18 protein-coding genes and 1 tRNA gene are annotated in these 22,874 nt (G+C 49.0%); 16 read left to right on the forward strand and 3 right to left on the reverse strand.

Annotated features, from left to right (window positions below; genetic code table 11):
• The first annotated feature begins 73 nt into the window (after positions 1-73).
• From BUB30_RS04820 to BUB30_RS34520, 8 genes are all read left to right on the forward strand, one after another.
• Positions 74-1,726: a fatty acid--CoA ligase gene (locus tag BUB30_RS04820; RefSeq protein WP_073131566.1), complete on the forward strand. Its 1,653-nt coding sequence runs from the start codon at positions 74-76 to the stop codon at positions 1,724-1,726.
• A gap of 127 nt (positions 1,727-1,853) precedes the next feature.
• Positions 1,854-4,247 carry an ABC transporter permease gene (locus tag BUB30_RS04825; RefSeq protein WP_073131568.1) on the forward strand — a complete coding sequence of 798 codons (2,394 nt, stop codon included), beginning with the start codon at positions 1,854-1,856 and terminating at the stop codon, positions 4,245-4,247.
• A gap of 61 nt (positions 4,248-4,308) precedes the next feature.
• On the forward strand, positions 4,309-5,190 hold the full coding sequence (locus BUB30_RS04830; RefSeq protein WP_073131570.1) for an alpha/beta hydrolase: 882 nt from the start codon (positions 4,309-4,311) through the stop codon (positions 5,188-5,190).
• 138 nt (positions 5,191-5,328) lie between these two features.
• Complete coding sequence (locus tag BUB30_RS04835) at positions 5,329-6,687, forward strand: hypothetical protein (protein WP_143164764.1); 1,359 nt, start codon at positions 5,329-5,331, stop codon at positions 6,685-6,687.
• A gap of 545 nt (positions 6,688-7,232) precedes the next feature.
• Positions 7,233-7,306, forward strand: a tRNA-Pro gene (locus BUB30_RS04840).
• Between the two features lie 495 nt (positions 7,307-7,801).
• Positions 7,802-8,986 (forward strand): hypothetical protein, encoded by a 1,185-nt coding sequence (locus BUB30_RS04845; RefSeq protein WP_073131573.1) that lies wholly within the window; start codon positions 7,802-7,804, stop codon positions 8,984-8,986.
• On the forward strand, positions 8,986-10,752 hold the full coding sequence (locus BUB30_RS04850) for a hypothetical protein (protein WP_073131575.1): 1,767 nt from the start codon (positions 8,986-8,988) through the stop codon (positions 10,750-10,752). The genes BUB30_RS04845 and BUB30_RS04850 overlap by 1 nt, the downstream gene beginning before the upstream one ends.
• Complete coding sequence (locus BUB30_RS34520) at positions 10,731-11,723, forward strand: TIR domain-containing protein (RefSeq protein ID WP_084137906.1); 993 nt, start codon at positions 10,731-10,733, stop codon at positions 11,721-11,723. Before BUB30_RS04850 ends, BUB30_RS34520 begins: the two co-directional genes overlap by 22 nt.
• A 76-nt stretch (positions 11,724-11,799) precedes the next feature.
• Here the strand turns inward: BUB30_RS34520 and BUB30_RS04860 are convergent, their stop codons facing one another.
• Positions 11,800-14,109 carry a right-handed parallel beta-helix repeat-containing protein gene (locus tag BUB30_RS04860; RefSeq protein ID WP_073131577.1) on the reverse strand — a complete coding sequence of 770 codons (2,310 nt, stop codon included), beginning with the start codon at positions 14,107-14,109 and terminating at the stop codon, positions 11,800-11,802.
• A gap of 246 nt (positions 14,110-14,355) precedes the next feature.
• Positions 14,356-15,012: a hypothetical protein gene (locus BUB30_RS04865; protein WP_073131579.1), complete on the reverse strand. Its 657-nt coding sequence runs from the start codon at positions 15,010-15,012 to the stop codon at positions 14,356-14,358.
• Positions 15,013-15,452: 440 nt separating this feature from the next.
• Here BUB30_RS04865 and BUB30_RS04870 point away from each other — a divergent pair, with 440 nt between their 5' ends.
• The 5 genes from BUB30_RS04870 to BUB30_RS04890 all read left to right on the forward strand — a co-directional run bounded on the left by BUB30_RS04870 (position 15,453) and on the right by BUB30_RS04890 (position 19,095).
• Complete coding sequence (locus BUB30_RS04870; RefSeq protein WP_073131581.1) at positions 15,453-15,914, forward strand: YybH family protein; 462 nt, start codon at positions 15,453-15,455, stop codon at positions 15,912-15,914.
• 104 nt (positions 15,915-16,018) lie between these two features.
• Positions 16,019-16,906, forward strand: coding sequence for an NmrA family NAD(P)-binding protein (locus BUB30_RS04875; protein ID WP_073131583.1), 888 nt, complete (start codon positions 16,019-16,021; stop codon positions 16,904-16,906).
• A 50-nt stretch (positions 16,907-16,956) separates the two neighbouring features.
• Positions 16,957-17,877, forward strand: coding sequence for a helix-turn-helix domain-containing protein (locus BUB30_RS04880; protein WP_073131585.1), 921 nt, complete (start codon positions 16,957-16,959; stop codon positions 17,875-17,877).
• A 222-nt stretch (positions 17,878-18,099) separates the two neighbouring features.
• On the forward strand, positions 18,100-18,402 hold the full coding sequence (locus tag BUB30_RS04885; protein WP_073131587.1) for a DUF1330 domain-containing protein: 303 nt from the start codon (positions 18,100-18,102) through the stop codon (positions 18,400-18,402).
• Between the two features lie 114 nt (positions 18,403-18,516).
• Positions 18,517-19,095: an HPP family protein gene (locus tag BUB30_RS04890; protein ID WP_245804032.1), complete on the forward strand. Its 579-nt coding sequence runs from the start codon at positions 18,517-18,519 to the stop codon at positions 19,093-19,095.
• Between the two features lie 85 nt (positions 19,096-19,180).
• On the opposite strand, the gene BUB30_RS04895 is transcribed toward BUB30_RS04890, so the two are convergent.
• Positions 19,181-20,014: a GNAT family N-acetyltransferase gene (locus tag BUB30_RS04895; RefSeq protein WP_073131590.1), complete on the reverse strand. Its 834-nt coding sequence runs from the start codon at positions 20,012-20,014 to the stop codon at positions 19,181-19,183.
• Between the two features lie 241 nt (positions 20,015-20,255).
• Between BUB30_RS04895 and BUB30_RS04900 the strand changes: the two genes are divergently transcribed.
• The 3 genes from BUB30_RS04900 (at position 20,256) to BUB30_RS04910 (ending at position 22,849) form a co-directional block, all read left to right on the forward strand.
• The gene (locus BUB30_RS04900) at positions 20,256-20,840 is read left to right on the forward strand and encodes a dihydrofolate reductase family protein (protein WP_073131592.1); all 585 of its coding nucleotides are present in this window, start codon (positions 20,256-20,258) and stop codon (positions 20,838-20,840) included.
• Positions 20,841-21,227: 387 nt separating this feature from the next.
• On the forward strand, positions 21,228-21,584 hold the full coding sequence (locus BUB30_RS04905; protein ID WP_073131594.1) for a YciI family protein: 357 nt from the start codon (positions 21,228-21,230) through the stop codon (positions 21,582-21,584).
• Positions 21,585-21,622: 38 nt separating this feature from the next.
• Positions 21,623-22,849 (forward strand): RNA polymerase sigma factor, encoded by a 1,227-nt coding sequence (locus BUB30_RS04910; RefSeq protein WP_073131596.1) that lies wholly within the window; start codon positions 21,623-21,625, stop codon positions 22,847-22,849.
• Positions 22,850-22,874 lie beyond the last annotated feature (25 nt).

Below are 22,874 nucleotides of genomic sequence, written 5' to 3' on the forward strand. Positions count from 1 at the left end.
TGACAACATCATAGCGCTAAAGCAACAATTTGTTAACTTTAGTAAGGTCGACCTACCTAAACCTTGTAGTGCTATGAAAATAAAAAAGCTGCCCCCGGCCGCTAACAGCCATGCCTTCCCCCTGCTGATAAAAAGTCTGCTGGCCTATTCCCTGGTGCTGGAACCTGAGCGGGAAATCGTATACAGGGACCTGGTACGATACAACTACTACACCTTCAATGAACGCGTCAGGCGCCTTTCCAATGTGCTGGGCAGACTGGGTCTGAAAGGCGGGGAAACTGTGGCTGTGATGGATTATGACAGCCACCGGTACCTGGAGTGCTATTTCGCCATTCCCATGACTGGAAATGTGCTCCACACGATCAACTGGCGATTGTCGCCTGCCCAAATTCTGTATACCATCAACCACGCGGAGGACGCCGTGCTGATCGTGCATGAGGAATTCCTGCCCCTCATCGAGAAGTTCGCCGGGGAGATGCCCACGGTGAGGCACATCATCGTTACGACCGATGGCCCCGCTACTCAGACTGCCCATCCCGACTATGAGTCGCTGCTCAACGCGGCCGACACGCACTACGATTTCCCGGACTTCGACGAGGATGCCGTTGCCACGACTTTTTACACCACGGGAACCACCGGCGATCCCAAAGGAGTTTACTTCACGCACCGCCAATTGGTACTCCACACCCTGAGCCTGGCCGCAACGTTTGGATTCGTTGACAGCGCGTCCGTCCGTTGCCGCAGTAATGACGTGTATATGCCCCTGACGCCAATGTTCCATGTGCATGCGTGGGGCATTCCATACCTGGCCACCCTGTTTTCGTTGAAGCAGGTTTATATCGGCAAACTATCCCCGCCAATGGTGGCCGACCTGATGAAACGGGAAAAGCCCACCTTTTCGCACTGCGTCCCCACGATACTCCAGATGATCCTGCATTGTCCCGAGGCAAAAGAGATTGACCTGAGTGGATGGAAGGTCCTGATCGGTGGCGCAGCTTTGACAAAGGGGTTGGCCAAGCTGGCCCTCGAGCGGGGGGTGGATGTTAATGCGGGATTTGGCATGTCCGAGACCTGCCCGGTAATCGCCGTCGGCTATCTGCGGGTGGCCGATGCCAACATGGATCGGGAAGCCCAACTGACAGCCCGGACGCGCACGGGCGTTCCCACGATCTTTACCGATCTCCAGGTTTGGAATGAGGCAGGAAAACCGGTGGCGCCAGATGACAAAGAGAGCGGCGAGATCGTGGTCCGTTCTCCGTGGCTCACACAAGGCTATGTGAAGGACCCCGAAAAGGGAGCTGCACTTTGGAAGAATGGCTACCTGCACACGGGCGATGTGGCGACCATCGACGGAAATCATTCACTCAAGATCTCCGACCGCATCAAGGATGTGATCAAGAGCGGGGGCGAGTGGATCTCGTCGATAAGCCTGGAGAGCCTGATCGCCTTGCATCCGGGTGTAGCCGAATGTGCGGTGGTGGGCCTGCCCCATGCCAAGTGGGGCGAACGGCCACACGCATTGATCGTGTTGCATGCTGAAGCCCGCGTGGAGCACGCCGACTTGCGAGAACACATCCAACCCTTCATTGAGCAAGGGCAACTGAGCAAATGGGCCATGCCGGAGGAATTTGTATTTGTCGCCGCCATTCCCAAAACCAGTGTGGGCAAGATCGATAAGAAAAGGATTCGCGCGGAGTGGCCGCAGACCATCAGCCAAAAAATATAACGTCCGAAAACGACCAACTCAATCCATTTACGGACCCTATTTCGTATGAAAAGGGCCATTTTTATTGCTTATTGTCCTATATTATGGATGGCATAACTATTGGGACCCCTACACAAAACCCTTTCGCATGTTGTTGAACTACTTCGTCATTTCGATTCGGAATCTCCTTCGTCATAAATTGTTTTCGTTGATCAACATCGGTGGGCTGGCGCTCGGGCTGGCGGCTACGTGGATCATTGCATTGCACGTAGGCCATGAGTTAAGCTTCGATCGTTACCATGAGCGTTCAAGTCGCATATTCCGGATCGCGCAACACGCGCAATGGGATGGCGGAGAATTTAACGGTGCCACTACCCCCGCTCCTTACGGCGCCGCGCTGAAGGCAGACTTTCCAGAGGTGGAGGAATTCGTTCGGATCGATGCGGAAGGCGGCGGCACGTTCGCCTACAACAACAAAGAATTCAAGGTGGGTGATGTCCTCCTGGTCGACAAGAGCTTCTTCCGGGTATTCTCGGGCACCTTCCTGTATGGTGACCAGTCCACAGCCCTGGATCAACCCCAATCGATGATCATCACGCGCGGCCTTGCAAAAAAAGTCTTTGGCAACGAATCGACTGCACTCGGAAAGACACTGCAGGCGGGAAATGAGACGGTTGTCATCAGCGGTGTGATCGAAGATGTGCCGTCCAACAGTCATTTTTCTTTTAGCGGATTGCGCCCGCTGCCCAACAACCTGGAGGGCCCCTGGACGAACGCCTATTTATACACCTACGTCCTGCTGCATCGGGCAGAGGATGCTACGAGTGTTCAGCAAAAGCTGTCGGGCTTCTTTGACCGGCACATGTCGGCCGCGATGCCCCCCGGCATGCAATACCGCGCCGAGATGCAACCGTTGACCGCGATACACCTTCATTCCAATCTTAGCTTTGAGCTCGGCACCAACAGCCAGGCCCGTTGTGTTTATATTTTGAGCGCCATCGCCGCATTGATCCTGATCATCGCCTCGATCAACTACATGAATTTGTCAACCGCCCGGGCTTCTTTAAGACTCCGTGAAACCGGGATGCGAAAAGCGATGGGCTCGACAAGAACACAACTGATGGGACTGTTCCTTTCTGAATCGGTGCAGATCACCATCGTCGCGTCCTGCATGGCTGTGGTGCTCATGACATTTATTGTGCCACTGCTTCAGTCGTTCGCGCCGGTAGCGGCCGACATCTGGCAGTTTGGGACGGTGCCCACGATCGCGGCCCTCCTGGTATTCTCCGTTTTCGCCGGTCTGCTGAGTGGCCTATACCCTGCCCTGTTCATGTCGGGCTTTCGGGTGGTTCCTTCGCTCAAAGGGCTCACGGGAGATTTGAACAGCACCATACTTTTCCGGCAGTCGCTGGTGGTTTTCCAGTTTGTAGTCACCATTGCCATGATTGCGGCTTCGGTGGTGATCTATCAGCAACTCCGTTTTGTTTCGCACAAAGATCTGGGGTTCAATAAAGATCAGGTGATCACCTTCCATCTCGACAATCCGGCGATGCGCCTGCAGACGGATGCCCTGCGAACCCAGCTGTTGCAAAATCCATTGATCGAGGAAGCGGCCACCGCCGGCAACCCGATTGGCAATAACAACATTGGCAGCCGCCAATACACCATCGAACACCAGGGCAAAATGGAAGACCGCCCGCGCGTGGCCAACTTTTTCACGATCGACGACACCTTCGTGCCCACCCTGCAGATCGCGGTGACAGCCGGCAGAAATTTGTCAGCGGCAATACCCTCCGACAAGAACGAGGCTGTGCTGGTGAATCAAACCCTCGCCGATGACGCCGCCTGGGACGACCCCGTGGGAAAGAAAATACAAATGGGAACCGATTCTGCCGGCCGGCCTATCCTCCTCACCATCGTGGGGGTTCTGAAAGATTTTAACATTTATTCGCTCCAGCACAAAGTTGAGCCGTTGATCCTTCAACTTCCCCGGGATGCGATGGACAAGGACAACATGTATCTCCGAATGAGTGAGACCGATCTGCCAGGGGCCCTTGCCCACGCGGAAAGTATTTTCAAAAAATTCAATCCTGCCGGCGCATTTGAATACAATTTTCTGGATGACAATTTCGGGCGTCAATACGAGGCTGAGCGCAGGCAGGCGAACCTGATGTTGTCGTTCACCATCCTCGCGGTCTCCATAGCGTGTCTGGGTCTGTTCGGACTCATGACTTTCGCCGCGGAAAGACGAAGAAAAGAAATCGGCATACGGAAAGTTCTGGGGAGCTCCGTGGGTAACATTGTCTTTATCCTGGCAAAAGATCTTTTGATCCTCGTGACGGTCGCGGCCGTCATTGCCATTCCCATTGCATGGACGGCGGCGAATGAGTGGCTCAGCGATTTTGCCTACCGGATAGAGATCAGTTGGTTGGTTTTCGCTTTCGCGGGATGTGTGGCGGTGGTGATAGCCTTTGCTACCGTCTGCTTTCAGGCGATCAGCTCTGCGAACGAGAATCCCGTGAAAAGCCTGCGGGCGGAATGATTCCGTTATCGTATTTTGTTTTAGCCGATGTTGCTTCCTTTCTATATTCTTAAAATTAAAAATGACAATCCCCGTTTCGCCCTGCTCAAAAGGCCTGATGTTGCTTTTCGTGCTCCTCGCCCTTCACACCACGGCTCAGAAGATCTCACCGTATGTACAGACCACCAGCAAACTCCTCGAGCTTCCTTCGAAGGTGTTGGGCGAAACGCGCACGATCTATATCCACTGCCCCAAGGCAGATTCTACAAATCCGAACAAGACGTACCCGGTGTTGTATTTAATGGACGGAGAGAGTCACTTCGATATGCTCGCCCAATACGCGGATTATCTTAGCCGGTGGGATGTGAACGTCATTCCCCAAATGATCATCGTGGGCATCGTCAACAGCAAGCGCACCCGCGACCTCACCCCTACCGAAAGCATCATCAACTATTTTGGTCAACCCGACACCAGCAAGGTCTCGTGGATGAAACCGAGTGGCGGCAACGAGCGGTTCCTGCAGTTTATCCGGGAAGAACTGAAGCCCTATGTGGAGCGCCATTACAAGACCCAACCCTACACCATCCTGGCGGGGCACTCGTTTGGTGGCCTGGCCTCCATCTATTGCCTGTTGACACATGCCGACATGTTCCAGGGATATATTTCGGTGAGTCCCTCGCTTTGGTGGGACAGGGAATACGTATTGAAGCTCACCGATCAAAAACTAAAAAAAGGCGCCCCGCTAAACAAAACCCTTTTCTTTAGCGACGCCAGCGAAGGCGTGTCTGACTCCAGCACGTTTCACACGAACCTGTTAAAGTTTGATGCTGTGCTGGCGGCGAAGGCGATGACCGGGTTGCGTTATCAATACAATTATTATCCTAAAGAGACACATATGACAGAGCCGATGCTCGCCTACTATGATGCGTTACGGTTTATTTATAAGGATTGGAAGAATCCTTAGGCCATGCAAAAATTTGATATGCACCACCGAAGATATAAGTTCACTATGTTTACCCTTCTGAGTAGAAATATCTAAACAGAAAAAAATAGAGAAACTACGAGGATTTTTCTTAGATTAATGAAAATCCCAAGTGCCGTTGTGAAAAATAGCATAATACTCATAATCGCCTTATCGTTTAGCACACCCTGCCATGGGCAACTTGACTCAGCTTTCTTTAACGAGTGGCAACTATCAGCGGGACATTCTTTCGACTATCACGACTCAATATCAGGAAAAATAAAAAATACGGCATGGGGTAAACGTGGATTTACGATATATTTATCGGGCGATGTCCGTTTTGCGTTGCATCAGATGACCGTTGCTGTAGGCAAAAATTCGTTATTAATTATCGAAAATCCCACTAGAATCGAGCTCAACTTACGCGGACGATCTAAACGCCAGCACGCTTTGTCCGAAAACACATTCTATCAAGCCGACATGTCAATCTTTGGATCCCGAGTCTCACTAACAACCTTTGAGTCGGGAAGCACTATGACTGTCGGGGAGGCCTACTTCCACGATACTGTTTCGCTTGAAACACGTAAATACAACGGGAGCTGGGAATATTGTGGTCTTGAAAAAAAATTATTAGCTAGTCACAATTTTATAGAATACATCAGCTTCGAGAACTGTGGGTTTAGAGAGGGAGCCAACTTTAATTTTTCAAGCCTTAACCACTTTCCTGTATTTAAAAATTGCACGATAAAAGGCAAGCTAGATTTGAGTTACACCAAAATAGACAGCACATCGATTCCTTTCTTCAACACGCCATTCTTTAATACACCATTACCCGACTCCATTGATCTAAGTCATTCCAAATTAGGTCAAGAACTTGATCTTACAACCACCTTCCTTAGAAAGGGCATTAATACTTGCTGCTTGAACCTGTTCGAAACCGATGCTTCAAAAATTAAATTACAGTATCGAAATTTCCAATTGTACTTTGTTGACTCTGTTCACTACAACAAAAAATATTATGACGGCGTCAGTAGCACGTACGAAAGACTATTAGCAGGTCTCAAAACAAATGGGTTCACAGATAGCTATAGAAAATTGGATATTGAATATCACGATTGGCAAAAACATTTTGACTCATCGCTATGGATCGCTGATCTTTGGTGGAGGTATGGATACCAAAAGTGGAGAATTGTTTTATACTCATTATCGGCGGTGCTATTTTTCTCATTCTTCAACTATCGACTCTACGATAAACTTCAGGCCGTCTATCCGAACGACAAATTAGATTTATCCCATATACCAGAGAATCGAAATTTAACAATCCAAACGATTAAAAGATATATTGCCATCTTGCTTTATACAGGTATTATCTTTTTTCGATTTAATATCGACTTGAAAAATATGGAGTTTTTCCCTTTGAGATATTCACTTCTCATAATTTTCCAATACACCATCGGCCTAGTGTGCACAGGCTTTCTGATCAATTGGATTATTGGTTGATTCGAAATCGCTGAAACATCCACCGTCGAAAATCAACATTCTTGAGGTACCGTGCCTCAATCTTCTCACAATATGACGGACTTAATCGCCGATATCAAAAATGTATTCACGAACGTGATCAACGAAAATGATGAGCCTCAAGACCATACACAAAAAGTTGCAATTGTTTCCGATTTGCCACCCAGGGCGTAACTAAACGTGAATTGTTGCATAACCGATTGAAGGGCGCTTGAGTGTCTTTAACAGGCGAGGATGCCTTGGTCTTTCTGCACATCTACGAAAGAATGAAATCGCGGTAAGCTTTAAAAAAAACCTAAAGGGGCTTTTTTTAGATTTTCGTCGGGCGGCCAGATTCGAACTGGCCACCTCATGATCCAATGCCCTGTTAAAGTATGAAAATATCCAGCATTCGATTAATTGGCAACTTATTAATATTCAATAATTTATAACATAAAAGGAACGCAAAATCCACCGGGTGGCCTGTTTTTTTGTGGTGACTTAGGAGGTATGCGAATAAAATGTATCTTTGCGCTCCCTTATGGGATCGGGGCGTAGCGTAGCCCGGTATCGCGCTTGGTTTGGGACCAAGAGGTCGTCAGTTCGAATCTGGCCGCCCCGACACAAGCCCCGTCACATCTTGACGGGGCTTTTTTTATGACCTTATACTAGCTATAGCGAATCATGCCGGAAATTTTACACCGGCGATACCCAACATCTTTAAAATCCCGTTGCCTCCAGATCGTTATCGATGGTCGTAAGGCAGGCATTTTCCAGGAGCGATTTTTTTCTGGACGCTTAAGTTGTGTCTTGCACGGAGTAAAAACCGGTCGCCGGCCTAGATGACCTTCAACCCAACCTCGATCCGCAAATCTGACACTTGGCCCATCGGATAGTTTTACTTCTTCATTCCTCCTTAGTGATCATCTACAAAGCGTGGAACCCCGAAATAGGCACGAGCGACTAGTTCTGGGCTTACTTATCGGCAATTGATAATGGACAAAATCTAGAGTATATTAGTTTCCAAGTCAATCCTAACTTCTTCGTTCGAAGAAGTTGGATGGCTTTTGCTCTACTGTCCGTTGGTTTTCGCACTTTAAATTGTAGACCCTATCCTATGAACCCCCGTGCACATCATTATCTGTTTGCCCATCGAGAACTACGCGAGATTTTATTTCAAGATCTTTCAGCGTTTGTAAAGTTGACGGAGTCATCATTATTCGGGTCCTGGCTGAGTCGCCTGTGGACCAAAGTTGGAGACGACGTCTATGCTGGCGGCCTAGGGGCAAAATTACCGGGTACAGCTCTCGCCTTTGAATCCATTGCTGACGGCGGAGCAAGGTACACGCTCATTACGCTCCCCACGCCGGAAGCTGTTGTCGAGGTCTTCTTCATCGCAATCGTTGTGTGTGAGCAGCCCTACAAATACTACAGGTATCTGGTCCTGGAAAAATGTGAGGAGGGTCGGGTTGGGATTGGCCCCTCAGCAGGTGTACTCTGTGAATGGTTTTCCGACGGTGGACGTCGGAATCATAATTGGTATTTGTCTCCCGAAAAAGAACTCTTTCACTCGGCGATTAAAGAAATGCACCGGAGAGAAAGAGTACGATTTGAACTTGGTCTGAATTCAACGATGAAGTCGCTGTGGAATCCGAAAAGGGAGAATAAACCGTCAAAGAATGCGACCGAGGAGGAGGAATTCAGAACGCCGCATATTTACTATGCGATGGTCGCAGTGCCCGAGGCGTTGAATGCCTTATTGAATTCTGAGGGGTCATTCCCGAGGGGTGAGCCAGATTTGGCCAAGGCAAGAGAAAAATTGACCGCTAACAAGGCAAAGCAACTCGACAATCTTCTTGCGCAACAATGGAAACGTGCTCATGAGATTTCCTTCCCCAATACTTCTACTTCAAAATCTTTGCATGCTGAACTGGTTGATCTGACGGTAGGTATTTTCCTGCTCATTTCTTTTCCGGAACCCATCGAAGCTCCCGAGCCCTTCTTTATGCTTTGTCCTTTAGATAAGGCATTTGGCAAAAAAACAAACAACGTAATCTATCTCGCAGAGCTGCCGAGGGGGAGATCTAATTTCGAAGTTATCATTTCGAGACTTGAAGCCGACAAGGGATATGCGATATTAGGCAGTCTTGAAGATTGCACAAAGGATACATTCATTCAAGGAATGAAGGGATTCTTTCAAGGACAGGAATTCGACCAGCCAGCCGGAATTTTGGATCATCTCCAAACCATTGCGCGAACCTTCGGTGTTCTGAAGTCACTCCAGCCCAAGAAACAAAAGTGATGCGATCAGCAATAAACCCTGCGATTTGCTATTTAGGCGAGCCTGTCACCGACAGTTTATTTTCGAAATGGGAGACAACTGTCCTTCCCAGCGAAATCGAATTCGAATTAACCCTAGAGGCCTCCATCTCCAAATACGAGGCTGGCCATTTTGACGAAGCTAAAAATCTTCTGGGGACGGCACGTTCGATTCTTGCCGAGAAAAGCCCGGATCGGGTTATTTCCGGATTGGCAAAACTAGCTAGAGTGTACTGCCTCACAAAGGACTTCCCAAATGCTTGCTTGTGTATTCAGGATTCACTAAAAAAATGTCATCCCTGGCAAACTGAATCACCGCCAAGTGCCGATCATGAAACGCACCAACCTAGCGACTGTTATCTTCCGGAAGTTCTATCGCTCCTACATATTCATTCAGTGCTGGTGGCAGAATCAGGAGGACCAATGGAAGCCATTGAGCCACTTGAGATGGTGGGCGAGTATTATGGAGCGCGAAATGAGCTTGAGTTATATGCAAAAATCCTAAACGATCTTGGCGTTGTGTACTTCCTTGCCGGCAAGCCAATAAAGGCGGAAGCGACGCTAAGAGATTCCATTCGATTGTTGGATATTATAGGCCTACCTCAAGATTCGAAATTGGTTTCTGACAATCTGTCGGCGATGCCAGGATTGAACGATCACTTTCCTTTACAGGATCGTGAGGATGAAAAAGATGATATAAACACCATACGCACAAAGCTTGAGCAAGAAGTGACAAGACAGTATCAGGTTTTAGCAGATGGATTGCTGGCCGACATGCTGCTTAACAAAGCCGAAGACGATGACAAAGTTAACAACATTGTTTGGTGGTACCACTACCTTCATTCAAATGAGGACAAAAAGAAGCAACCAAGATTCGACGATCCACTTTTTATTCAATTTCGAAACCGGTTTATTCAAGCTATTGCTTTGCGGAAAATTCGCAGGATATCCAGAACGACTCTCGCCGAATACCAACTTGATCTTTTTGGCTCCAAAGTAAAATGCTGGGAGGAGGGCAAAATAAATCGTCTATTGGCAAGCTTTGGGTCTTCGCTACGAGTTCTCATGATTAGTAGCGATCGCTTTCGCCAGCATGCATTAAGACGTTACATTAAAAAGACCCTGTTCGATGAAAACACTCCCGGAGAACTGGTTGCCGATGGAAGGTTTGTGCTGGGTGAAATTGGGCCGATCAGCGCTTTTAACAGGGCTTCCGTTATTCATTTTATACACGAATATGCAAAAGCACCCTATTTTCCCCTGGGAGTTGAAGGTTTTTGTGAAGAGTCTCAAGGCCGCGTGGTCATAAGAAAGGGCATTGAATCGAGAGGCTTTCGGTTTGATCGTGACGTTAATTTTGATTTCCGCGTCACGTTGATGCACGAGTACACGCACTTTCAATTTAGACTTAGACAAGGTGCAGAAGTCCTATCTTCCTGGCATCATGTACTTCGAGAAGACCTCTGCAGATTTACGCGATCGGTTCGCTCGGCGCAGGAAATTGTTGACAATCTAAGATTGTCTTACCTCAGCAAACGGAATATTCACGCTCCTGATCATCCAGGTCAGGACGATTTTGAAGAGGAACTTGAGGAATTCGATGCCGAGAAAACGATACGAGATTACCCCCAAATCGCGCGCGACCTGAAAGCGCTTTGCATAAAAGGCCTAATTATCGAAAAACCAAAACTGCATTACAAATGCACCTTATTTAATGACAAAAAGGTATGGAATCTGTCAGTAGCATAGAGATTTCCCTGAATGAATTAATATGTCATTCGTGTTCCGAGGACCACAAACATGATGTTAAGGAAACCTTTCTTCCTTATCAGGCAACTGGTGTGACAATAGAAGGCGGAATGGACACACCGCCGGTGAAAGTTACCGTCGATGTGCAAAGAATTTCATGGCGGCGGCAAAGTGAGGGACGCTATTCGGCTTTCGCATTGATGACATTCCCGTGTTTGGATTGTGATAAGACGCATACCTTTGAACATCAGTTAGAGGCGCCACGAGTCTTCATCCGCGACACATTCAAATGCAAGACCTGTGGCAATAAACTTGAAGTCGAGGATGAAAACATCGAGTACTATGACTCATCCGAAAAAGGCCCTCATGTCGAAGTAACGGCGAAACTTGTTTGTCGCAACTGTGCAACGGGCGCGGTTGAGAATTTTGACATTCCCAGTCCGAGCTTTTCAAGCTTGAAACATCAGGATCATATCGACATTGATCTGGCCAAATCAAGTTTAAGAGCATCAAAAAACAGTCAGTCTGCCCCGTCCTTGCACTCCTATCGCTTCGATATCGCGCTATCGTTTCCAGGCAAGCGGCGGGATTACGTAAAAAGTGTTCGTGAAGAACTGAAGCGACTCAAACCCGATCTGAATATTTTTTATGATGATGACTTTAAGGCTGAACTAGCTAGGCCGAATCTTGACTCGTATTTGCAGGATATATACATGAAACATTCCAGATTGATTGTGATTTTCCTTTCACCAGAGTATGAGCAAAGTGAATGGTGCGGACTGGAGTGGAGGGCAATCAGGGACCTCATAAAGAAGAAAAATACATCCACCATAATGCTCATGCGATTCGAGGAGGTTGAAGTCCCAGGCCTGTTATCTATCGACGGATATATCAGCCTAAAGAATAACTCTCCTGAAATTGCGGCGATGTTGATTGAAAGAAGGTTTGATTTTGAGTTTTTGAAAGAGTAGCCCGTCAAGCTGTACCCCAAAACTCGATCGTGATCCTCCTTGAGTCATTTCGATTAGTGTCCACTTATACCCACTATCACTTCATGTACAGTATCCGACTCGTTGAAATCGATGTATCCGTTTGTATGCAAAGAAAATATATCCCGGCACGCAAAAAATGCTCTGGAGTCCAGTGTAGGGTGTGTACTCCAGCCGGTAGCAGTTGGCTGAATTCGGATCCTGTTTTCATTCCCTTGTCATCATAAATTGTCAAATGAACGTTGCTTTGATGAACCAACTCAAAGGTAATGGTTGTCGAAATAAAGAACGGATTGGGATACAGGCCTACATTTTCCAAAGGTTCCATTTGTTGTTCTATACCTGTTACCTCCTGGACTTCTACGGAAATGAGACCCTGGTCATCTTCACTCTCAACCCCGTTATCGGGAGTTGAATCGGGGTCACCCTGATCGCTGGCGGATATTTCTGCCACGTTGGTAGCGAGGCCCGCCTGCAGCGTGGTGGCTAAGATGGTAAGGGTGGCATTATTTCCCAGGCTCAGCGCGCCTACTGTCCAGATACCGGTGGTTGCATCATAGCTACCTGTACTTGCCGTAATGTTGTCAAAGCTCAAACCTATCGGAGCGGCATCCTTCACGGCTATACCTGTGGCGCCAGCAGGGCCTTTGTTTGTTAAACTCATGGTGAAGGTCACCTGTTCTCCTACGGTCAGGTTAGTTTTATCGGCTTGCAGGGTGAGCTCCAGATCAGCTACGGTTCCAAAGAACAAGCAGGGTGAAAATTCACTGGTATTATTGGCCGGATCGGTGGCTGTCGCGGTAATGAAAGCGCCATCGGGAACAGTAGTATTGCTGAGATCAACCGAAAACACAGCGTTGCCTGCGTTATCCGTTGTGACTTGTTCGAAGCCGAGGAAGGTCTCTCCTTCTCCAAATCCAGAAGCGTTACATTTCGCATTGGAAAAAAATTCCAGGCGAAAGACGTTATTGGGTGTACTATTAAGCGATCCCTGGATGTTGGTGTTGCCACCGCTGGAACTTACCTGACTCAGCAATGGAAAGTTCTGCAGGTTGTTCGTTCCCATATCGGCATCACCCGCATCATTGGCCGTGATGCCATCATTGCCGAGGTCAATGCCAAGCCCAAGATTTTCAGATATGCTGTTTCCCAGGATAGAACCCGTGCCGTTTCCCGCCAGGGCCAGGGCTGTGCCATTCGCCGTAAACGTATTGTTGTTCACCGTAGCTACGCCTTGTTGCTGTGTGAATACCCCTGCAACGCTATTATCCGAAATGGTGTTGTTTGTCAGTGTAGCCTCTGCGTGATCCATTACGTTCACGCCAACCTGATTCCCTGAAACGGTATTGCTCTTAACATTGGCCTGAGTACCACCACCAAGTTCGATCCCATAGGGACCATTGTTCGTGATGGTGTTTTCAAGAACGCTGAATTTGAGTTGGCCATCGAATAGAAAAAGTCCCCCGTCGAGATTGCCATTAATAAGGTCCTTTTCAAAGTGAGCGCGTAACAGATCTAACCGGGTTGATCCATTTATAATTCTAAACCCCGCTCCTCCGTTCAACTCGGCCCTTGACTGGTTTGCTTGCAAACTAAACTGGCCGCCCAGCTCACCGAAGAGTTCCAGCCGCGTTCCATCTTTTCCATTGCTTTTACTTGTCGTATTGAGAAAGGCGTAGGCAAGCTCTCCTTTCACCGTGGCCTTGATGCCAACGCCATCCAGTCCGTTTCTGTCATACACTTCGCCGGTAACGGTCACCGTCGCGAATACATTCTTTTCGATTTCGGCAATGTATCTGAATCCTGCCTCCGTATGGAGTTCCCAGGTGTTCGTGCTGAAGTTTTTTGTGCCATTCGATCGGATGACAAGGCTCCCACCGGTGGCTCCCAGGTTAGCGAAATTTCCGACGACATTCCAATTGATGTTGCCTTTGAGAGACTCTTCAAATTGCACTCCCTTGCCATTTTCGCTATGGTAATTATTGAGGTATTCTATATTTATGGTTCGCCCCTCCCCGAAAGTCAACTTGGTTCCGATCCTCATTTTGCCCTCAAATCGGTTAGCCTTGATATTGTAGACGCCATCCGCGTTCAGGAAGGCGTCGATACCAACGCTGTCTATGTTTTCCAGTAGGTTACCCTCGATGGTGATCAGCTTTCCACGGTGAAGAATTCCTACCAAAAACTTGGATCCTGTTCCGTCCTTCCCAATAAAATTGCCCATCACCTTGATCCCTTGCGAAAGGCTGCCCTGAATGGTGACGCCATTCTTGACACCGGCTATTTTATTGCCTCTATTCTCCTGCGTACTTCCCACTGAAATGTCCCGGCCATCTTCTATCAATACTCCTCCCTTTGCATTCGCCAAGACATTCTGTTCCAGGAAATCAAGACCGATTAAATTTCCTTCCAGTCTGTTGTTTGGTGCTCCGCTACGACTACTCCCCGATACATTTGGATCTCTACCCAGAATGCGGATGCCATACCCTTCATTCCCCGATATAATATTCCGGAGTAAACCTGCTCCCCCGACGACATTGTCCGGAGTGTCTTCAATGAAAATCCCGTCGCCACCGTTCCCTTTGTCTTGTTTGGCGGTGACATCTGTTCCAATTTAGTTAGACTCCAGGCGGTGTCCGCCTTCTCCGGGCGGAGGTGTACCGGAAATATAGATGCCATGAGAAGAAAAGCTATGGATGACGAAGAAACTGATATGACAATTGCCCCCCAGCAATCGAAGTCCAATGGCGTTGTTTCCTGCCATACTCCCATCCAATTCAATCCGGCCTACGGCTTCTGGTGGACTGCCTGAATTGAGGCCCTGAATATTGACGGCACCAAGGATGGGTGGCAAAGCTCCCAGGCCGGTACTTCCTACCTTGATGATGACGCGCTCCAATCCCAGGGCCTTCGTATCAATATTAAAGGAAATCGTATTCAGGTCCAGGTGGCGGTTCGCATTGTGATTTTGGATCGCTGCTCTGAACGTACATTGATCGCCCGGTGTATTCGGGTCGGTATCACATTTATTATCATCACCACCCCCACCAGCATCCGGATCCTCTTCATCGCCGGGCATATTGACGGTAAAGGATTTTCCGGTCAGCACCGATTCCGGCACTGATCCCGAGCTTTTGACGGGCGTGACGAAGTAGGCCAGGAGTACGAATACATAAAATTTCCATTTACATACTACAACGCCGCCAACTTCCTTAATGATAAGAAAAGATCCCAGCCGCTGGAAATACGGTGGTTGTAAATTGAATGACATATATCCTCCTTTCTTGAAGTAGGTATAATGGTGAATGGATTATTCGGAGAAGAACTGACGCAGATAACAGGCAGGTACAGAAGAATATCGATGGCCCTTACGATTTCGGGGCGTAAACCTTTTTCAGGTTTGCATCAGAAGCAAGTGGAGGGCACTCGCTTACAAATTATCGATGGATAAATAAACTCTGACATTGTCCTCAGAGCAACCACTGGCCTTTAATCCTGAAGAGGATTTACATGCCTGTAACGTACATCGAATGTACTTATATTATCTTAAAAGAAATAGGGAGTTGAGTTTGATATTTGCTACAGCGATGATTTCACATCTGCCTGCGGAGGCCGACACATCCCGAACGGCCTACGATGTTGTAACTTATATTATTTTCAGTGAATCGCATTCACTAAATTGCAGACCTCCAAAAACCAACGATCATCTCGATGCAGAAACTACTTGTGGTCACGCTGATACTAACCAGCTTAGCTTGCTGCGATAAGCGGAAAGTACAGGATGAGGCCAGTGATATTTCAAAGATCAAAGCACTCAGCGCGACTCGCGCGAAAGCGTTCAATGAGGGAAACGCCGAGGTCATAGCGGCTGCCTTTACAGAAAGTGGAATGTTGATGGCTCCCGATAAACCGTCAACCACGGGCCGGGAGGCTGTGCGCAAATATTATCAGGGCATCTTTGATCAGTACAAAACTTTTCTGGAGAGTGGCTATGAGGATGTAAAGGTTTCCGGCGACATTGGCTATGGCGTAGGCTTTGCAAAGGTGAAGCTCGTCCCGCATAGCGGCGGCGACACCCTTGTATCCACCGCGAAATACATCAACATCCTTCAACGTCAAAACGACGGTTCCTGGCTAACGACGCATGATATCTGGAATGCCAATGAGCCGTGATACCCTTCCAGCCCGATCCTGTTTTTTGACTACAACAACCATAGATTTGGCTACGTCCCCTCCTTTCATACTGCTGAATTTTGTAAGCATAAAAAACAGACAGTATGAAAATCATCGTAACCGGTTCACTGGGAAACATCAGTCAACCACTAACAAAAGAACTATTACAAAACGGGCATTCGGTCACCGTTATTAGCAGTAATCCCGAAAAACAAAAAGACATCGAAGCTTTAGGGGCAACGGCGGCCATCGGGTCGATAGACAACCTTGCGTTTCTTACCAGGACATTTACAGGTTCGGATGCGGCGTATTGTATGATCCCGCCAAACTTCCACTTCCATGGCAACCTTGACCCGAGAGCATACTATCGCGCGATCGGCGAGACCTATGCACAAGCCATTCAACAATCGGGCGTGAAGCGGGTGGTTCATCTGAGTAGTGTTGGCGCGCACCTGGATAAGGATTCCGGAATCATTCTCGCCCATCATGATATGGAGCAGGCGCTAAAGAAAATACCGGGCATAGCCCTTACACACCTGCGACCGACCGCCTTCTATTACAATTTGCTTGGCTTTGTGGGCGCCATAAAAAAACAAGGCGTCATGGCTTCGAATTATGGAGCGGACGACCGCGTGCCCTGGGTTTCTCCCCTTGATATTGCTGCCGTGGCTGCCAAAGAACTCATGACCCTCACAGAAGGCATTAAAGTACGCTATGTGGCAAGCGATGAACTGCCCTGCATTGAAGTGGCCCGTATCTTAGGTGCCGCCATCGGGAAGCCTGATTTGAAATGGGTCATTAAGAGCAGCGAAGAGACGCAAAACGGTTTAGAGGCCGCTGGCGTGCCGCCGCGGGTGGCTGCAGGTTTGGTGGAGATGAATGCCAGTATGCATAGCGGGGTGTTGTTCGAAGACTATTATCGCAACCGCCCGGCGTTGGGGAAAACAAAACTGACCGATTTCGCTAAGGAATTTGCTGCCGTCTTCAAATAAAAATATGCCGCCCTACGACAATCTCAGCAAAAAGTAACTATCATCGCAGCATGCCAGCCAAGCAACTTTACCGGGTCAAAACGATAAGCGAATTTCACCGGGTGAGGGGATTACCCAAACCGGAACATCCGTTGATCAGCCTGGTGGATTATGAATCCATCAAGCATTCGGTTGAGAACAATCCGATCAACTGGGTATTCGACTTTTATTCCATCGCGCTGAAAAGAAATTTCAATGCCAAAATAAAATACGGCCAGCAGGAATATGATTTTGACGAAGGGGTCATGTTTTTTATGTCGCCTGGCCAGGTCTTTGGAGTTGAGGTGGGGAAAGATCTGGACACAAAACGTTCGGGATGGATCTTGCTCATCCATCCCGATTTTTTGTGGAACACGCCGTTGGCCAAAACCATAAAACAATACGAGTACTTTGATTACTCGGTACACGAAGCCTTGTTTCTTTCCGACAAAGAAGAAGCGACCATGGCGGGCATCGTGAAAAACATTCAGCAGGAGTACCATTCGAACATTGACAAATTCAGTCAGAACATCATCATCGCGCAATTGGAAGTGTTGTTCACCTATGCCGAGCGATTCTATCAGCGTCAATTCATAACCCGCAAGATCACCAACCATAAGATCCTTAACCGTCTGGAAGAGATCCTTACGGAATATTTTAATGATGAAGCGTTAATAAACAAGGGATTGCCCACCGTTCAATACGTCGCCGAAAGATTACATGTGTCTCCCAACTATCTATCGGGCTTGCTGAAGGTGTTGACGGGACAGAGTACGCAACAACACCTCCACGAGAAGCTGATCGAAAAGGCAAAAGAAAAACTATCCACCACCGATTTGTCGGTGAGCGAGATCGCTTATGCACTGGGGTTTGAACATCCCCAGTCTTTCAGCAAGTTGTTCAAAACAAAAACCAACCTTTCGCCTTTGGAATTCCGGCAGTCCTTTAATTGACAAACCACCACCCTGCTTGGGTTATCGCGCCCTTACGCGAGCGCCGAATCTGCAATGCCTAGACGTCACGTGGCGATCCCAGTCGATTTTCCGGAGATAGCTTTTGATTTATCGGTCAAAATCTGGTAATTATGAAGACGGGAATTTGCATTTCACGCGGGATCACTTCCTGCATTTGATTTCCCCGGTCACCAAAAAATACTCCCCACAAAAGCATCAGAAATGATTTTCGTAACGCAACTTATTTACATCATCAAAGGGCAAGAAAAAGTCTTCGACGAATTTGAAAAGGTAGCCATCCCCACCATTTCAAAATACAACGGGCGACTGCTGTTCCGGGTCAGACCAACGCCGGACACCTTTATCGAAAACCAAATCGAGCCACCCTATGAAATTCACCTCGCAGAATTTGACTCCGAACAAGATTTTGAAAACTTCAAACACGACGAGGAGCGAAAGAAATTCTTGCATTTGAAGGAACAATCCATAAAAACATCCATCATGATTCAAGGGACAAAATTATAGATGGCAAGTCCTTTTTGCCGGCGTCCAGCGCCCATCCAAAGTCATCATATCCGTATAAACCCCTAGTCGCGACGCCAATTTTTTTCGCGCATCTTTGCGGCCGTGAAAAGAAAGGTGAAACGCCACATTTTTAAGGCCCGCCGGATCATTTACCAGGAGACGCTCGTCGATTTCCAGGAGCATCTTTGGACGTTTGTCGGCGCATTTCTGGGCATCGCCGTCATCGGCTGGCTCAACAGCAACCTGGCTCCAATCGACAATCTCTTCCTGATCGGTTCTTTTGGCGCCTCTTCCGTGTTGATCTACGGCATCATCAACAGTCCGTTGGCACAGCCTCGGAACCTGATCGGGGGGCATGTGATTTGTGCGTTCACGGGCGTGCTGGTGCACAAGGTCGTTCCGGGTGATGTTTGGTTCACGTCGGCCCTGTCGGTGGCTTTGTCCATTGTGTTTATGCAGATCACCAAAACTCTTCATCCTCCCGGCGGGGCAACCGCCCTGATCGCCAACATCGGGTCGGCGAAGATCCAGGCGCTGGGTTTCTGGTATGTGCTCAGCCCCGTGCTGAGCGGCGTGCTCATCCTCTTTTTCGTGGCGCTGTTATGCAACAATGCCACGCCCCATCGCAGCTATCCGAAAAACAAGCACTGGTATAAAGTGTGGAAGCGAAAATATCTGAAGCAAAAAGTCTGAAGGCACCCTGCTTCCTTTCCACACTGACTCCAACCCAACCCTGCCTTCAACACCCCTCCCATTCCACGGGCCGATTTTCAAGCCCCTACACTTTATCGGTTCCTGGTTTCCGCGACCAGCGCATCATGCCGAACGCGGGTGTAAATCCCAGGGGCTGGTAAAATTGCGCCAGGTTTTCGCCTGTGATGAGGGTGGCCAGCGCGTTGTGTGGTGCGTTGGCGTCGAACCATTGGATCAGTTCCTCCATCAGGGCCGTGCCCACGCCCTGGTGCTGCCAGTCGGGATGCACCATCACGTCTTTGACATAGTAGACACTGGCGTTGTCGCCGATCAACAATGCGCAACCCAGCGCTTCCCCGGTCAGCGCGTGTTCAGCCACCACGGCATGCACAAGCGACGCCAGGATGGCCGGCACTCCCTCCGGGTTCGCCGCCTTCGACCAGCCCACGGCGATGCAAAGGTGTGAATATTCTGCAGGGGTCGGGCTGCGGTGAACGATGCGCATCGGCACAGGTGCACGCCCGTGACGATGTTCGTGATCACCGGTCAACGCCCCGCCAAAGTTGATATAGTACCCGTTCCTTTCGCGGACGATGTAGCCCGACATGCCCCACGGTTTGTTTTCGAGCGGGGCCACGATCTCTACATTTCTTGATTGATGCAAAGCATACAGCGCCTGTATGTTTCGCGCAACAATGAAAATGGCCTGTGCTCCTGAAACCGCGGCAAGCGATGGATTGAGCGTGAACTGTATGTGCGCACCGTGCCAGCGCACCCCGCCGTGATTGGGTGGCTCACCCCAGGTCCACTTTTCCGGAAATCCCAACACGTCATGCCAGTAGTCAACGGTGGCCGTGATGTCGGCCACGGGAAGGATCGGTTCGGCGTGGGAAACGAGGGGTTGCTGTGGCGATTCCATGGGTGTATTTTTCAGAAGCTTTTAAAGGGAAGATAAGCGAATTATAAACATTCCGCACGCGCCCTTTGTCATGAATAAGGGTGACTGAGGCCATCTTTCAATCTCTTCAATACCGCCATTTCACGTTGAATTTCAGGTTTTTGGAAATTTCTTCAAAAAATTTCCCCTCCGTTGTCCCATTCCGCCCTTCTCATTTGATAAGGGATTGATAAACATTTATTAAAAACTAAACAAACACATCATGGGACACTTATCGGTATTCAATTTCATCACCCTAAACGGCTACTACAAAGGCCTCAACGACGACATCAGCTGGCATCGCCACGGCCAGGAAGAAAGCGAATTTGCCTCCAATGCCGCCAGCACAGAAAGCGTGCTCATGTTCGGCCGCGTGACCTACGAAATGATGATGCGCTACTGGCCCACCGAGCAAGCCAAACAAAGCGTGCCAGCAGTGGCCGAGGGCATGAACAATTCAAAAAAAATCGTCTTCTCCCGAACCCTGAAAAAAGCAACCTGGAACAACAGCCAACTGGTAAGCGACAACATTGAAGCATTCGTGCAAAAACTAAAACAGGGCGACAAGAACATCACCATCCTGGGCAGCGGCAGCATCGTAACGCAATTGGCCGACAAGGGCCTCATCGATTCCTATCAATTCATGCTTGATCCCGTGGCGCTCGGCGATGGCACGCCTGCGTTCAAGGGAATGGCACGAATGCTGGACCTGACGTTGACTTCGGTGAAAAATTTTAAGAGTGGAGTGGTGTTGTTGAATTATGTGCCGTTGGTGGGGAAACGGGATGGACGGCCGGCGGGGTCGTGATGCTGGGGATGGATTGATGGGCGCGGAGGGCTGGTTGAATATTTGAATGGTGTGTTCAAAATTCTTGTTGGTGGGGACACCAACAAGAGGGTGTGGTGGTGCGCTTAGCGACTGGTCAAAATATTGAGGTGTGCTCCGAATTTTGTTATTCATGAAGGCACCGACTCGTACGAATGATCTGCGCGGGCAACCCATTCAATAATCAATATCAAACGACGCGTTCAGTTTATGGCCGATAGCCCTGAAGCAATGGGCGCGAGAGGACCGTTGCAATTTGAAACGGCGGCTTCAAATTCTTGTTGGTGAAGAACACCAACAAGGGCGCGGGTGGGCTACTGAATTCTGGCTCCTGATTTTAACTATCTTACACTTCAAATTTCAAACAACATGGAAGAATACGTATTACTATTCCGACTCGATATCCTCACGAAAGCAATCCAGCCTTCACCTGAACAAATGCAGGTCTATATGAAACAATACCAGGATTGGGTGGGGGGCATTGCTGCGCAGAACAAGTTTGTGGGGGGCACGGGACTTTCTACGGAAGGGAAAGTGGTGAAGCATCCCAGCGTGGTGACCGATGGGCCTTATGTCGACATCAAGGAATCGTTGGCGGGCTTTATTTCGGTTCGGGCGACTGACTTTGAGGATGCTTTGCGTATGGCAAAAGAGTGTCCTATTTTAGGTGGCGCGGGCAACAGTGTCGAGGTGCGCAAGGTGGTTTCGGTGCACGATAAAAAATAACTTTGGACGCGCCCCGTTTTTGCGGGGCGCATTTTTCTATGGAGCACGGCGAATTGATACCGCATTTGTTCAGGATCGAGTACCGGAAAATTGTTTCCGTGCTCAGCAAACGCTTTGGTTTTGACCAGATCGAAGTGGCGGAGGACATTGCCAGCGACACCTTTCTCACCGCCACGCAGTCGTGGGGCATCGGTGGGGTCCCTCCTAACCCAACCGCATGGCTGTATCATGTGGCGCGGAACAAAGCCAAAACGTATTTGCAGCGCAGTCACGTGTACGACAGCAAGATTGCACCGGTTGTAAAAAATAGCGCCGAGGAATCGGCGGAGATCGAGCTCGATCTGTCGCCACAAAACATAAACGACAGCCAACTGCAGATGATGTTTGCCGTGTGTCACCCGGTGATCCCCGCCGAGGCGCAGGTAGGATTGTCGCTGCGCATTCTTTGCGGGTTTGGTATTGAAGAGATCGCCGATGCGTTTATCACCAGCAAGGATACGATCAACAAGCGGTTGTTGCGGGCCAAGGAAAAACTTCGTGAGGAAAAAATAAAGATCGAGTTGCCCGATGCTGCGCAGTTGGAAGGGCGGATGGCCCCGGTGCTGACGACGATCTATTTGTTATTTAACGAAGGCTATTATTCGGTGAGCCAGAACAGCACTCTGCGCAAGGAGCTTTGCCTGGAAGCGATGCGGCTTTGCACCATGCTGGTGGAGAACCCGGTCACCGACACGCCGGCTTCCAACGCCTTGCTGTCCCTCATGTGTTTTCACACGTCGCGCTTTGATGCGCGATTGTCGGAAAGCGGCGAGTTGATCCTTTATGAAGACCAGGATACCAGCCGTTGGAACACGGAGTGGATCGGCAAGGGAGGTTATTTTTTGAGTCGCTCCGCCAGCGGCAACAAACTCTCTAAATATCACCTGGAGGCGGGCATTGCCTACTGGCATACACAAAAAAACAGCACAAAGGAGAAGTGGGAAAACATTCTGCAGCTTTACAACCAGTTGCTTCAAATAGAATACTCGCCCGTGGCGGCGCTGAACCGGACCTATGCGCTTTCGCGGGCCAACGGGAAGCGGCAAGCGATTGTGGAAGCGGAAAGGTTGCAGCTCACCAGCCATCATTTTTACTTCATGCTGCTCGGCGAATTGTACACCGACATCGACCAGGTCAAAGCCAGGCTCCACTACGAGCAGGCTCTGAACCTAGCCAAAACTCCGGCCGACAAGCAAGCCATTCAAAAGAAGTTGGATGCCCTGTAACGCGCGGCTACTCCTAACACGGGTC

It is taken from the genome of Chryseolinea serpens, assembly GCF_900129725.1.
GTDB classification, from domain to species: Bacteria; Bacteroidota; Bacteroidia; order Cytophagales; family Cyclobacteriaceae; genus Chryseolinea; species Chryseolinea serpens.

Bases quoted from the DNA above. Each gene is read 5' to 3' on its own strand.
- BUB30_RS04830 (WP_073131570.1), top strand. From the start codon at position 4,309: ATGACAATCCCCGTTTCGCCCTGCTCAAAAGGCCTGATGTTGCTTTTC.
- BUB30_RS04825 (WP_073131568.1), top strand. From the start codon at position 1,854: ATGTTGTTGAACTACTTCGTCATTTCGATTCGGAATCTCCTTCGTCAT.
- BUB30_RS04870 (WP_073131581.1), top strand. From the start codon at position 15,453: ATGCAGAAACTACTTGTGGTCACGCTGATACTAACCAGCTTAGCTTGC.
- BUB30_RS04900 (WP_073131592.1), top strand. From the start codon at position 20,256: ATGGGACACTTATCGGTATTCAATTTCATCACCCTAAACGGCTACTAC.
- BUB30_RS04885 (WP_073131587.1), top strand. From the start codon at position 18,100: ATGATTTTCGTAACGCAACTTATTTACATCATCAAAGGGCAAGAAAAA.
- BUB30_RS04820 (WP_073131566.1), top strand. From the start codon at position 74: ATGAAAATAAAAAAGCTGCCCCCGGCCGCTAACAGCCATGCCTTCCCC.
- BUB30_RS04910 (WP_073131596.1), top strand. From the start codon at position 21,623: ATGGAGCACGGCGAATTGATACCGCATTTGTTCAGGATCGAGTACCGG.
- BUB30_RS04905 (WP_073131594.1), top strand. From the start codon at position 21,228: ATGGAAGAATACGTATTACTATTCCGACTCGATATCCTCACGAAAGCA.
- BUB30_RS34520 (WP_084137906.1), top strand. From the start codon at position 10,731: ATGGAATCTGTCAGTAGCATAGAGATTTCCCTGAATGAATTAATATGT.
- BUB30_RS04850 (WP_073131575.1), top strand. From the start codon at position 8,986: ATGCGATCAGCAATAAACCCTGCGATTTGCTATTTAGGCGAGCCTGTC.
- BUB30_RS04880 (WP_073131585.1), top strand. From the start codon at position 16,957: ATGCCAGCCAAGCAACTTTACCGGGTCAAAACGATAAGCGAATTTCAC.
- BUB30_RS04845 (WP_073131573.1), top strand. From the start codon at position 7,802: ATGAACCCCCGTGCACATCATTATCTGTTTGCCCATCGAGAACTACGC.
- BUB30_RS04895 (WP_073131590.1), bottom strand. From the start codon at position 20,014: ATGGAATCGCCACAGCAACCCCTCGTTTCCCACGCCGAACCGATCCTT.
- BUB30_RS04865 (WP_073131579.1), bottom strand. From the start codon at position 15,012: ATGTCATTCAATTTACAACCACCGTATTTCCAGCGGCTGGGATCTTTT.
- BUB30_RS04875 (WP_073131583.1), top strand. From the start codon at position 16,019: ATGAAAATCATCGTAACCGGTTCACTGGGAAACATCAGTCAACCACTA.